Here is a 13,052-nt window from a genome sequence, read left to right as displayed (position 1 = left end):
ACATGCATTGCGACGCAACCAAGCCCTAGAGGCTGTCGCCTTAGGATGTGGCTTCCGAGAGTGGCGGGAACTCGCCGCGATTCTCGCGAGGCTTGAAGCGGGTGAGGCGTACAACTTCAACATCTCTCCTTGGATGCTGGCTGACGACCAACATGTGGATGAAGATGTACTACACGCCCGTCTGACCAACCAAGTTGCAGCAATACGCCAATGCATAACGTGTTCATCAACGCGCGCCGAAGTGCTAGCGTCACTCTGGGCACTGTCTGGACCGGCCTCCTGTGTTGCTGAGACGTTGGATTCGGACAGGGGTTCGCGTGAGGGCAGGGAAATTCGCGGGTTCGAGCCTCAGTCCGAGCAATCGTCGCCGCTCGGCCCAGACGATGGTTCGGAACACCCTTCGTCAAATCGCAGTAGCGAATCAATCCTCACTCCGTCCTCTTCTGTACTCGTGAGTTACAAACGACGGCGAGTCGTTTCGTCTCGTTGAGCTATGGGCAGAGGTTGGCAACGCCCTTGCGATGGTGGGCGTCGCCTCGTGACCAGCTAAAGCGAGGACAGATAGCTTGTGGGCATGGTTCATCACTACTGAGGCTCAGCCATCAAAGCATTGACAGTAGTTACTCAGACAATCGCACATTGCGCGCGTTTGAAAGGCACCCCTTCCGGACTCATTCGCTCGTCGTAATCGATGCGAGAATTGTTTGCACGCACCGAGGTTTTCTGACGCTCGGTGGGCCGCTGGGAAAATCATGATGAAGTCGAGTCATACTCTACGGTTGCAGTCCAACCCCAGACACGCTTCGTTCCGCAGCGTGTCTTCAGCCGTCCTATTCTAGGACGGCTTTTTTCCCAGCACCTTTAAATGGGTCTGGAATGGCGGTCTCTCGAAGCATGGTCGATGTGACCCAGTCGTCTTCGGACCTCTTGCATAGAGGAAGGTCGAACAATGGCGGCAATAACTTCTAAACGCCCAAAACTTGTAGTGTTTCAATCTAGGCCTGTCGTCATAGCAATGCCAGGAAAGTCCGCCGAGGACTATGCAGTGTACGCGTCATATCGCCCATGTGTGGGAGACAAAAATCGTGGCACTCTGAAAGTCGTCCGCCTTACTGATTCTCGCCTTCTTTTTCCATTTGATGGGGCAGAAACTATTGGTCCCTTCCCATCCGCGGTTGAAGCGAAAAAGGCGGCTGCTGAAAGAGGCCGGTTGATTGTCGAGGCGGACTTACTAAATCCAGAGTTGTGACCTAAGATGCGGCCAAATTCATCAAGGGGCGCTGCGTAAAAGCATTCGGTATAGCAAAGTCCCTAATTGCCTTTTCTTGGCCAAGGTCCTTATCGAACCTCGCTGAGAATCAATGGAAATGGCGCCGACCAGAGGGCGGCGACGCTGAAGCGTCGATGCTCACTGCTCAAGGTAAGCATCTCTGGGGTGGTTAGCTCGGAATGTATGTTGCCTTAAGGCCTCCATTATTTGCAGCATGCAAACACGTGCGCCGGACTTCGGCACGGTTTCTGCGGACCGCAGACGCATCTGTGGGGAATAAGTTGCGCAAACAGGTGACGCCGAGGCGCATGCAATGCGCCATCTGGAGGCGCGGTCTGATTACGGCGGGTACCGAAGACATTGCCTTTGTACAAGTTCACTTCGCGCGACCAGCCATACGCCCGCAGTTCCAAATTGGGCTGGTTCTCCGGTGGCGAGGAAGCAATCGCAATAAGACATATAGGCTCGACGTAGCGGCAAATCGAGCGGAAACCGCTTTTTGTGTCGCTTGTGTGGCGCTCAACAGTCGGATGAATCATTATTCGGCACGACGCATGCGCGGCGAAGCAAGCGTCACATTTCTGTCCAGCCCTTGCGTGGGTACAGGGGCAAAGCGACGGGCACGCGTGTTCAATGGCAGCCGCCTTTTTTGGAGTAGTGGGATGAGTTTGCCGAACGGTGATAGCGAATCGAAGGCTGTTGCGTTGGCCAGTCCGGTCCGACGCCAAGATGATTTGTTTTTTGCAGCCGTAACAACGACCAGAACCCCCATCTTGGTGGCCGACGCCCGGCATCCCGACCAGCCTATCATCTATGCAAACGACGCTTTCCGGAAGATGACAGGTTATAGCGACCCGGAAATTTATGGACGGAACTGTAGGTTTCTGCAAGGCCCTGATACCGACCGGACAGTGTTTTCAAGCCTTCGTACGCTGCTGTCCGAAGGTAAAGAATTCTCTGCAGAAGTCCTAAATTATAGGAAAGACAAAACAACGTTCTGGAATGAACTTTTCATTGCTCCGATTTTCAATGAAGACAACGAGCTTGTGTACTACTTCGCCTCTCAAAGTGATGTCAGCCGCAGGCATGAAGCGGAAGAAGGCCTTCTTCAAGCAAGAAAAATGGAAGCAATGGGGCAGCTGGCGGGCGGCGTTGCCCATGATTTCAACAACTTGCTACAGGTTATGGTCGGCTACGTCGACCTTCTTGAGAAAAGCGTTAAATCGAGCGGCCCCTACAGTGACAAAGTCTCTTTCAGCATTGGAAAAATTCGCGGAGCGGTTAAGGTCGCGTCTTCTTTGACGCAACAGCTACTTGTTTTCGCAAGGAGACAGGTGCTCCTCAAGCGTACAGTCAACCTTAACGAAATCTGTAGTGAGATGCTTGGACTGGCAAGACAGACGCTCGGGGATGAGGTCGAGATTCACACTCAGCTCGCCGAGAATCTCCGTAACTGTCACTTGGACGTTGGTCAGCTCGAAATGGCCGTGCTCAACATCTTGCTGAATGCGCGAGATGCATTGGCCAATCGGTCTGATGCGCAGGTGCTTCTGCGAACTGATGACTTTGATGTTGAACATGTTCGTCCGGATGATAGCTTGCCCCCAGGTAAGTACGTCGCGCTTTCTATCGCTGATAACGGTCCCGGCATGACCCCAGAAGTGATAGCTCAAGCGCTTAAGCCCTTTTTCACGACCAAAGCAGAAGGAAAAGGTACAGGGCTTGGCCTTAGTAGAGCCACAGCCTTCGCGGAGCAATTGGGTGGGACCCTGACTATTGCCTCAACAGACGGACTTGGAACTACGCTCACCTTCTACTTTCCAGCGGTGGAGGAGCATGAAACAGCGAATGAAGACGCCAAGAATGCAATGACACCAACAGGCAACGAGCGGGTGCTTATCGTGGATGACCGCCGTGATGTTGGCGATGTTGCACAGGCGATGCTTGGTGAGCTGGGCTATGCGACTCGACTCGCTCTGAACGCAACGGACGCCTTGACTATCCTCCGAAGCGGGGAAGCATTTGACGTACTCTTCACGGACCATGCGATGCCAGGGGGAATGAGTGGTGTCGGTTTGGCGCGAGAAGCTCGACGTATCAGTCCTGGTCTTCGGGTGCTGCTTGCCACTGGATACGCTGAACCAGATGATGACTTGACTGGGTCAAACGGTGTGTCATTCAAGATTATTCACAAGCCCTATCGGCAAGCCGACCTTGCCCGAGAGATTCGGCAAGTGCTTGACAACGCGCGATGGCAATAAAGATATGCAGCGAGTACAACTGTCCATGTAAATCCGAAAGCTCTTATGGCGTGACATTGCTGCACGTACTTTTGGACGAGACAACGAAAATGCCGTTTCAAAGATTACAACTATGGGGGGAACGCGTTAATGCAACAAGGAAACTTCGCCGCACCTAGCGTCTTCAGTCCGATTGAATCTACGTTCGATGCGATGATGCTTTCACGAGCAGCGTCACACATCGCAAGCACGCTATCCCTAGAAACGTCGCGCGACGCGATGCGTCAAGTGCTCGCTGAGGTAACGAGACGCTATGGGGCAGACGGTGTTACACCGTTTCTTATCAGCATACGGAGTTGGCTCCTCGAAAGGGGTTTCGAGCGTGCGTTTATGCTCGTGCAGCATCAAATCGAGCATGGCGCATTTCCGACGTCTGAGCCTGCCCTGACTAAGAAAAAGCTTTCATTGGCCGTTGCGGCACAGAAAGATATGCGGAACAGGAAATTCATCTGAACCAATTGCGAGCGTCTCAACGGTGCACAAACGCGCATCGGTCCCAGTACTGCTAGCCTAAGAACATAGAATGAAGGCGTTCACATCTGAGAAGTCCAAATGTCGAAATCGACTGATTTGAATGCCAGTGTGAACGGTTTTTCAAGCATAACGCGGAAGGTACTTAAGCGTCTCCAAGTTCCGGCACGGGCAAGTAACTTGTCGTTGCGAAGTCAAATATCCTTCCGGTGGCATCGCTCCACTGCACAGGCATCCGGTTGATGACGTCGTGTACATCATAGAGGGCATCGCCGAGTCTGCGTACGGTGATGAGGCCCCAGGCTTCACATGCTACGAAGCGGCGCAGACCTTCCAAGACAAAGCGGATGCGGTTCACACATACATCCGCAACTGCAACCCTGACAGGCCGCTACGCTTTTTAACCAACTAGGTCCTCGAACCGGGGAAGTCCTACACTATCGATTTTCCACAGAAACCGAATTAGGCCACGAACCGGCTTGTCGAGGAATTGACTATCAAGGTCGGTCAGAAAGACCGAGAAAATTTCGGATGTCACAAGAATGTCGCCATCGAAGTATGGCCGGTGCAGAATGGCGTGCCACAATCAATCGCACACAGAATAATCCGAGTGCTGCTGCCAAATAAACTCAGATATGCTTACAAAAGAAGGGGCGAACGAGTTAGATGTCATCGTTCGACCACGCAGCATGGGCGGATGGCGAATCGAATTGCCCCGAGGCTCGGGGGCCTTTGTCATTGTCGTCGCTCAGCAGTTTTTCGCTGTGGTGATTGCTCGTCAACTGCAGCCAGATGCGCTGGGTCGAATCCTGCCTGCGTTTGAAGATGCTTCCGTTCGAGCTTCGAGCGGCGACAAACAGTCCCCATTCACGAAGCGTTCTCCATGGAGACTTTCAAGCATTCGTCGAAGGGGCGAGCTTAAAAATTTTGATAAGTCGGCATCGACCGAACAAACTGAGAGACTGGCCGAGCGAGCGTAGGCTTCGCTGGCTGTTTGGAGGCACCATGGCTGCAATCAATAACGGCAACTCGCCCCACGTCGTCGTGCGGGAAGAAGCGAGCGGCGTTTGGAGCGTCGCATCACCGCACGCCGAGCGTCCTGGTGACTTGTTCATCACGTTCGCGAGCGACGAAGAAGAGGCCATCTGGCTCGCAGGCCAAATGCATCCAGAGCTTGAGCTCGAAATCGTTCATTAAGACACGATTCGTCCCAGTTACCCGGCAAAGTCATGTTCATCCGGCGCATCAATGTCGCCGCTCAACACTCACGGAGATGGTGGGCATGAAGACCGCCTTCAGCGGCCGTTCCTGCAGCGTTTGTGACCATGCCCTCCAACATGGGTATTTCAGCCTGTCAAAGCGCAGCCAACGAGTCGCGGAAACTTCGGCCGGTGCAGTTGTCTTGGTTTCTGCTGATGACCAGCTCAGCGACTTCTGCGGACATGAATGCGCCGATTACGCGGAAGCGGCCATTACTTCGACCTTGACCTCCGCCTATCCCGCCGGCAGTCAGCCGGTACCCTGTTCGCTATGCCTGCGGCCAGTCGACCGTACGCAACCTCATGTCTCTGTCAGCATGTCAGCGTTCGAAGATGCGTCAGAACCATGGCTCGTCTCTGCTCGAGTCGTCGATGAGCGCGAGCTCGCCGTCTACTGCCGCGGCTGTGCCGAACCCCGAGTTGTCTCCAATGCGTTCGACGAATCGGAGTTCGGCATCGGAGCATGAAGGTTTTTCTCGACGACGAACGCGACACGCCTCAAGGATGGTTACGTGTGTATTTGCCGCAGGAAGCGATAAGATTGCTGGAAACCGGCGCAGTAGATGAAATTAGCCTCGACGTCGACGTCGACCTCGACCTCGACCTCGACCTCGACCTCGACCTCGACCTCGGCGGCGACTCCGTTGGCACCGGCTATGACGTCATCTTGTGGGTAGAAGAGGCTGTCGCGCTTCGCAACTTCAAACCACCAAAAAATCCTCGTGCATTCTGCGAACAGCTCCGCGCGTGAGAAGATGCAGGCAGGTGTGCTCACAATCGAGCGACTTGTCTCAAAGAAAGGAGGCGAGACGGGCTCTTTGCGATAGTTGTTGCACTGGATATAACGTTCAGGTGCAGGATGGGGAAAACAGAGAGCAAAAGCGAAGAAGCTGCCGCTGTGGAGCGCATTGCGATTGCTGCGCGAGAAGTCCAAACCGCTTCGGTGTCACTTGAGGGGCGGTTTAACGACGCGACCACTGCGACCACTCCGACGCTACCCCTCGCTCGTTTGACTGCCGCAATAGCTGAACTCCAGGCTGCGCGGGACGCACTGGACGGCTTGCTTTCTCGGAAACGGATGCATTAGATTCAATCTACGGGTTGGGTTCGTCAAGTTGCGCGCTATGAGTGGAGATGCTCGCGCCATCTCGACGTCGACCACTTGAGGGTGACAGCAAGTTCAATTTAAATGATGCATCGTCCTGCCCTTGGCTATGCGGCGCGATTGAGATGTCGCGCTACCGAGAGCAAGCTCTCGGCGGGCGGTCAAAATCGCGCATAGCGCGTTTCAAGGGGCGACGGCTGGAGCGTTGGTCGGCTTTTGGCCCGCCGCTTTCTGCTCCGCGTTCTGCAGATTCTGCGGGTAGTTTGTTTGATTGCCACCGGGGTTGTATCCGTTTTTCTCCAACTTGCTGAGTTCAGCATTCTTCTTCGCACGGCGTGCTTTGCGGTCAGCCTGCTTTTGCGCTTTCATCTCCTGCTTAGACATCGCGCCACCAGCGGCTGCGCTATCGCTTGCTCCCCCTTGCGCTTGCGACGTTATCGGCAACGAACATAGGCTTAACGCGAGACTCGCCGACACAGCAAAGACTGACAGGTGCTTGGACTTCATGCATTTCTCCCTATAGGTAGTTGAACAGCAAAGCTCGCTCCACTGCAAACTGCATTTCTTTTGACCTGGAACCAGCTTTTCGAAGCGATACGCCCGAACCGTAATCGAAGGGACGCAGAACGGGTACGGGGGTTAACGCGACACGGCTGCCCAGCTACTTCCTTAAGAGCCACCGCACGTCTGCGCAGAGCTTCATTTTCCCTGAAACCGCGAAAGAGATTCTCCCTCGCGCTCTTTGTTCGAGCGAATGGGGAATATAAACTCGGCCAAAATTTCAAAAGAGATGTTCTGCGCGGTGAGCACGAAGGCCACCCTTTTCGTCGCTTGCTCTCACGCATAGGTCGTCCGCAGCATGTGCCTCGCTTTGCACGTGGGTGTATGCAAGGTAGCGATGCTGGTCACAGCAGGTCCGGTGGAAAACTGATGTTTGCCACGCTTAAGAGTGGAGGATAGCGCTGGCACAAACGAAGGACTTCATTCGTTTATACGTAGTACAACTATATTAACGGAGATAGGCATGAAAAAGCTTTTGTTCAGTGTGGTTGCGTTGTCCGCCACGGCCACCGCTACAGCACAAAGCAGCGTCACCCTGTACGGCATCGTGGATAACGGCGTTGTGTACGAGACAAATCAACCCAAGGGCCACGTCTTCGGTGCACAGAGCGGCGGATGGGCGCAGTCCAGATTCGGCCTTAAGGGTGCAGAGGACCTCGGCGGAGGCACGCATGCCATCTTTCAGTTGGAGTCCCGGCTGAACACGATGAACGGCAGCTTTGCAAATGGAAGCTTTTTCGAAGGTCAGGCAACTGTGGGACTTCATAACGATACGTGGGGGCAAATCAAGTTTGGCAACATGGGGTCTGCCGAAATCAGCCAGTATTCTGGCGATGTGGACCCACAGCAAACGAAGAAGTATGCAATTGGCACGCTGGTTCGCGGCCGCATTTTCTCTCAGGCAGCCAACGGCGTCGAATACCTTTCGCCGACCATTGCCGGTTTTACTTTGCAGGGGCAGTACGACCTGACCAATTCTCCCACCTGGAATGCAGGCAATCCGGGAAGCGCGCCAGGGCAGCTTGGTAGTTCCAGTGGTCTTGGCAGCTCCCAGGGGCGCTCGGATGGTGTAAAGCTTTCATATGGGAACAAAGGCCTTTTCTGGCAAGCGACTTATGATGAGGTACGGGATGGCAACGGGCAGTTCAGCAATGTGTATCTTGCCTCTCGCTCCATTCTCTCTGGCCTTACTTACACGTTCGGTCCGGTGACGGCTTACGCCGGCTATCAACACCTCAGCGCGCCGGACGCATCGAATGCAGGATACTTTGGCACGGCGGCGGCCTCGGCGCTTCCGGCGGGAGCAAGTCTGCCCACGAGCGTCAATCACGAGTGGGTTGGCGCGACCTGGCAGACGACACCGGCCTTCGCCATCACGGGCGCGGTGTACCACGCGAACGCCAATAATGGCAATGGAAACGCAACCCTGTACACGTTGGGCGCCAATTATTCGCTATCCAAGCGAACGTTGCTTTACACGGAGCTGGGCTACGTCCGAAACAGTTCATCGTCCAACGTTGGACTCGATAGTGGCCTGTATGGCGCGAACACTAACAACGACCCCGTCAACGGGAGCCCGTCTAGCACGAACCCCAATTTCGGGAAGAGTCAATTCGGTGTAATCGCTGGCCTTGCGACTCAATTCTAAGCGCAACTGAGGCTCCAAGCGCCGTAGACCTGGACTTAAACCCACGTAACTTTCGTTAGCCTGTGCTTGATGCTGCCGGTGGCAGCTCAAGCGCGAAAGCGACTCGCGATGTGTTCGGGAATATTCTCAGGCGTGACCACGACGACGGACGACGAAGGCGAGACGGCAGCAGCAGGTAGCATCCCGTGGAAGTGCAGGATGTGCTCGCACGCACAACGCATATCCTGACGAAGGTCATGGTGCAAGACAGCCTGTATTCTGCCTTCCTGCAATAGGGGCACGTTATCCTTGTCCAAATCGTGTGCAATGAAACAGGCAGGCGGTTTCTTTTGTTTTTCCAGCGCACGGAGAATTGCCTTGTTGCCGCCCCCCATGCAATACACCGCGTCGACGGTTGTTCCGTCGCTGAGGACTTCCCGAACACGCTCTTCGGTATGTTGGTCGAGTCCCTGGCCACCGCTGGCATCGATTAACCGGATTTGCGGATGACGAATCCGCAACGCCCGGCGAAAACTTATCTCACGCTCTTCTTCGCCTCTGAATTGGTCGTCGCTCATAGTAATGAGGACCCGCGCAGGTCGCGAGCCTAACCACTGTCCAAGAAGATAGGCTGCCGTGGCCCCCGCAACTCGGTTGTTCAGGCCAGCGTACGCAATCCGTCCGGAAAGCGGGATATCCGTGATGAGGGTGACGACAGGAATGCCCTGGCGTTGAAGTTCGCCGACAGCCTCAGCTATTTCTGGAACATCACGGGCCTTGAGGAGCACACCGTGGCTGCCCCTGCGCCCAATGGAACGCAAGGCAGCTACGACTTCCGACGTTTTCATCGTTTCGCGTACGGTGAAACGGGGTCTAACAACGGCCGGATGCAACATTGGCAGAGCGGTAAGCAGCGCGCTTTCCATCTCGTCTGTGAAGCGTTGGGGCGCTTCAACGACCATGTCCACAGAAAGCTTTCTTCCCGTCGTGGCTGAATTGAGCTCCTGTTTCTCTAGTTCCTTGATTGCTTGCTCCACGCGCTTGCGGGTATGTTCCCGAACGTGAGCGCGTCCGTTCAAAACCCTGTCGACAGTGGCAGCACCAAGGCCTGATTGAAGCGCGATTTCCTTAATCAAAAAGCGATGGGCCAAGTCGGCCTCCTGAGGCGTCTTGATGCGATTGCTGATGTTTACGGAGAATCTTGTGCAATATTAACGCAGAGACCGACTACAGGCTGAGCCTTGGAGAACGCGCACCAAACGGAGTTATAGTTTTTTTTGCGAAAACCTGTGCTATAGGGCGACATATCAGACAAAAAGGCCGAAAACGCCCTGTGCGCCCTTGAAAAGTACCCAAACTCAGAAATTCTAGTCCAGCATAGGCCAGTATGTTTGATGTGTTTTTGATGCGTTTTTGAGGACCATTGAGGGGATGCCTGACCTATCATTGATGCCAACGCGACGAAGAATTCTAATCAAGATGGTCGCGCACGGTCCCGCCTATCTGGACGAAGCGGGCGGAGACAGGCGTTATGGTGCAATGGCATGGACCAGTTTAAAGAGCTGCAGTTATTCGTCGAGGTGGCGGAAACGGGCAGCATTAGCCGAGCCGCCGAGGCGGTCGACCTATCCATCTCGGCGGCGAGCCGATATTTGATTTCGTTGGAGCAACGCCTCGGCGTTCAGCTGGTACGAAGGACGACGCGCAACCTCTATCTGACTGAAGCAGGCGCTGAGTTCCACAAACGCTGTAAATCCATCCTCGCAGACCTCGGAGAAGCGGAAGCAGTCATCAAGGAGGCAGTGGTGCGCCCGAGCGGGGTGCTTCGGGTTACCGCATCTTTGTCCTTCTGCATGCTCCATATAGCGCCGATGCTTCCTGACTTCACGGCCCGTTACCCCGAGATATCAGTCGAAGTCATCGCGGCCAATCGCTACTACGACATCATTGAGAACGGCGTTGACGTCGCGATTCGCACAAAAGTGCTTGAGCCCGACAGCAACATCACAGTGCGTCGTCTAGCCTCGACGCGACGAATTCTCGCGGCCTCGCCCGGTTATATCGAGGCCAACGGGCGACCTCGCTTTCCCGCAGAACTCGCCAAGCACCGGTTGCTGAACTACCAGCTCGCAGATAACCCGCGCGAGCTCTCCTTCACCCGGGGTCGCGACAGCGTTGTCGTCAAAGTCAAGCCATTGGTCGAGTCCAATGACGGTCAGATATTGCGCGTGGCGGCCCTCGACAGCATGGGTATCCTGGTACAACCCAAATACATCATCTACGAGGACCTCAGGGCCGGCAGGCTCATCCCGGTGCTCGACGAGTGGGACCTACCGAGGTTGACCATCAATATCGCGTTCCAGACGCGCGCTAACCTTCCTGTGAAGGTGCGCTTGTTCATCGATGCTCTCGTCGAGCAGTTCCAGCAGAACGACTACGAGCGTCTTTGGACGGCGTAAGCCTTTGTTCGCCAACTGCCGCGACTTCTTCCCACTCAGCGCGAAAGACTTTCCCTTTATAGCTCTGTTTTGCCAGCTACGGCGAATATAGACTGCATTCAAAGCTACAGAAAAGATTGATGGAGACACGCAAATGCACAGCGAATCACCTGCAGTTCTTTCCTCGTCGCCTTACTTCGAAGAAGCACGCTCGGCCGAGGTCGTCAATGCGCGCATGAGCGAGCAGGCCGACCCCCGTCTTCGCCAAGTGATGTCGGTGCTCGTGAAGCACCTGCATGCTGCAATCAAAGAAATCGAGCCGAGCCACGAAGAGTGGTTCGCCGCCATCCGCTTCCTGACTGAGACGGGGCAGATGTGTACCGATTGGCGTCAAGAATACATTCTCCTCTCGGACATACTCGGCGTGTCGATGCTGGTCGATGCCATCAATCATCGTCGTCCGAGTGGCGCTACGCCGAACACGATTTTGGGGCCCTTCTACGTTCCCAATGCCCCTGAATATGCGAATGGCACGAACATTTGCCTGGACGGAAAGGGTGAATCGATGGTCGTCGAAGGTCGCGTTACCGACATCGATGGAAACCCGATTCCGAACGCCACACTCGAAGTCTGGCAGACCAACGATGACGGTTTCTACGACGTCCAGCAAAAAGGCCTTCAGCCGGACTCGAACCTGAGAGGTGTGTTCCATTCTGAAGCCGATGGCCGCTACTGGTTCAAGTCGGTCAAGCCCCGTCATTATCCGATTCCCTCGGATGGCCCCGTCGGCAAGCTCCTAGGCGCCATGGGGCGCCATCCGAATCGCGCTGCTCACTTGCACTTCATCGTGACGGCGCCTGGATTCGACGCGGTTATTACGCACATCTTCACGCCTGACTGTCCGTATCTACCTGAAGACGCTGTCTTCGGTGTCAAGCGTGAACTCATTGCCGACTTCAAAAAAATTGAAGACTCTGAAGCGGCGAATCGTGTCGGATTGCAATCGCCGTTTTGGTCTGTCTCGTGGGACTTTAGTCTTGCGGCAGCCAGCAAGCCTGCGCGGGTAATCGCGTAATCGTTTGGCCCGCACGAGCGTGCCGTTCAAGCAATCAACGAAATCGAGAGACACAGGAGTACTACACATGAGCGCGAAGAAAGAACTGCTGGCGGCGTACTGGACACTTGCCGGCGACGTCTACCCGTGTGCAACGAACGAAATCAGTCCGTTCCCGTTTCTCGACCGTTGTGAAGCAGCGGCTCGCGCTGGCTGGCGTGGCGTCGGTCTGATTCTCGATGACCTGGAGTACAGCATCCAGAAATATGGCCTTTCGGGCGTAAAGGCGATTCTGGACGACACAGGCATGAAGTATTTCGAACTCGAAATACTGATGGACTGGTACATGGAGGGCGAAGCCCGCGCAAAATCGGACGACTGCCGACGCCGTTTCATCGAACTCGGCGGCGAGTTGGGTATGCGCAACCTGAAAATCGGCGCTAGCCCTTTTGACAAGAATCCTGCCGACTTTGCGCTGATGACAGACGAGTTCGCGCTGCTTTGCCAGGACGTGGCGACAGTGGGAGCGACAGTGGCAATCGAGTTCATGCCCTTCTCGCCGATTCGCAATGTTTCCGATGCACTGAAAGTCGCGGGCGGCGCTGACCAGCAAAACGGCGGTTTGATGGTCGACCACTGGCATGTGGCTCGCGCCAACACGCCATACAGCGAAGTCGCGCAAATCCCCGCGCGATTCATCAAGGGCGTGGAGATGGACGATGTCGGCATGACCGTCAAGGGTTCTTTGTTCGACGATTCCACATTCAACCGCCAACTCTGCGGCGAGGGCGCAGGCGATTGCCGTGCCTTCGTCGAGGCGCTCGACCAGGCCGGTTGCATGCTCCCGTATTACGGCGTGGAACTTATCTCTGAGGTGCATCGAAAGTTTCCGCTCGATGAGATGGCAAAGCGCGCCTACGACACCACGATGGCGCAGTTCTCGGAAAAAAGCGCTGCCGCTGTCTGA

12 protein-coding genes are annotated in these 13,052 nt (G+C 55.1%); 9 read left to right on the top strand and 3 right to left on the bottom strand.

Translation table 11 applies throughout. From position 1 onward, the window contains the following. The first annotated feature begins 949 nt into the window (after positions 1-949). Both ACZCWR_RS22500 and ACZCWR_RS22495 read left to right on the top strand, forming a co-directional pair. Complete coding sequence (locus tag ACZCWR_RS22500; protein WP_487303828.1) at positions 950-1,249, top strand: DUF6723 family protein; 300 nt, start codon at positions 950-952, stop codon at positions 1,247-1,249. A gap of 683 nt (positions 1,250-1,932) precedes the next feature. Next, a complete protein-coding gene (locus ACZCWR_RS22495) occupies positions 1,933-3,531 on the top strand; it encodes a histidine kinase famiy protein (protein WP_487303827.1) in 1,599 nt (532 codons plus the stop codon). 655 nt (positions 3,532-4,186) lie between these two features. Here ACZCWR_RS22495 and ACZCWR_RS22490 read toward each other — a convergent pair. Then, complete coding sequence (locus ACZCWR_RS22490) at positions 4,187-4,399, bottom strand: hypothetical protein (protein ID WP_487303826.1); 213 nt, start codon at positions 4,397-4,399, stop codon at positions 4,187-4,189. 647 nt (positions 4,400-5,046) lie between these two features. Here ACZCWR_RS22490 and ACZCWR_RS22485 point away from each other — a divergent pair. The 3 genes from ACZCWR_RS22485 to ACZCWR_RS22475 all read left to right on the top strand — a co-directional run bounded on the left by ACZCWR_RS22485 (position 5,047) and on the right by ACZCWR_RS22475 (position 6,051). Next, positions 5,047-5,238, top strand: a complete 192-nt coding sequence (locus ACZCWR_RS22485) for a hypothetical protein (RefSeq protein WP_487303825.1) — start codon at positions 5,047-5,049, stop codon at positions 5,236-5,238. An 85-nt stretch (positions 5,239-5,323) separates the two neighbouring features. Next, positions 5,324-5,767 carry a hypothetical protein gene (locus tag ACZCWR_RS22480; RefSeq protein ID WP_487303824.1) on the top strand — a complete coding sequence of 148 codons (444 nt, stop codon included), beginning with the start codon at positions 5,324-5,326 and terminating at the stop codon, positions 5,765-5,767. Further along, positions 5,764-6,051 (top strand): cyclic-phosphate processing receiver domain-containing protein, encoded by a 288-nt coding sequence (locus ACZCWR_RS22475; RefSeq protein WP_487303823.1) that lies wholly within the window; start codon positions 5,764-5,766, stop codon positions 6,049-6,051. Before ACZCWR_RS22480 ends, ACZCWR_RS22475 begins: the two co-directional genes overlap by 4 nt. Positions 6,052-6,588: 537 nt before the next feature. Here the strand turns inward: ACZCWR_RS22475 and ACZCWR_RS22470 are convergent. Beyond that, the gene (locus ACZCWR_RS22470) at positions 6,589-6,912 is read right to left on the bottom strand and encodes a DUF4148 domain-containing protein (protein WP_487303822.1); all 324 of its coding nucleotides are present in this window, start codon (positions 6,910-6,912) and stop codon (positions 6,589-6,591) included. Positions 6,913-7,429: 517 nt separating this feature from the next. On the opposite strand from ACZCWR_RS22470, the gene ACZCWR_RS22465 reads away from it, so the two are divergent. Then, a complete protein-coding gene (locus ACZCWR_RS22465; protein WP_487303821.1) occupies positions 7,430-8,614 on the top strand; it encodes a porin in 1,185 nt (394 codons plus the stop codon). An 86-nt stretch (positions 8,615-8,700) separates the two neighbouring features. On the opposite strand, the gene ACZCWR_RS22460 is transcribed toward ACZCWR_RS22465, so the two are convergent. Then, positions 8,701-9,744, bottom strand: a complete 1,044-nt coding sequence (locus ACZCWR_RS22460; protein WP_487303820.1) for a LacI family DNA-binding transcriptional regulator — start codon at positions 9,742-9,744, stop codon at positions 8,701-8,703. A gap of 393 nt (positions 9,745-10,137) precedes the next feature. Here ACZCWR_RS22460 and ACZCWR_RS22455 point away from each other — a divergent pair, with 393 nt between their 5' ends. From ACZCWR_RS22455 to ACZCWR_RS22445, 3 genes are all read left to right on the top strand, one after another. Next, entirely contained in the window at positions 10,138-11,052 is a 915-nt protein-coding gene (locus ACZCWR_RS22455; RefSeq protein WP_487303819.1) for a LysR family transcriptional regulator, read from the top strand. Between the two features lie 133 nt (positions 11,053-11,185). Further along, a complete protein-coding gene (locus ACZCWR_RS22450) occupies positions 11,186-12,106 on the top strand; it encodes an intradiol ring-cleavage dioxygenase (RefSeq protein WP_487303818.1) in 921 nt (306 codons plus the stop codon). Between the two features lie 67 nt (positions 12,107-12,173). After that, positions 12,174-13,052, top strand: coding sequence for a sugar phosphate isomerase/epimerase family protein (locus ACZCWR_RS22445; RefSeq protein WP_487303817.1), 879 nt, complete (start codon positions 12,174-12,176; stop codon positions 13,050-13,052).

The organism is Caballeronia sp. A2-2, from assembly GCF_057612605.2.
The sequence above is the reverse complement of the archived record's forward strand: the minus strand, read 5'-3'. Positions and strand labels throughout refer to the sequence as shown.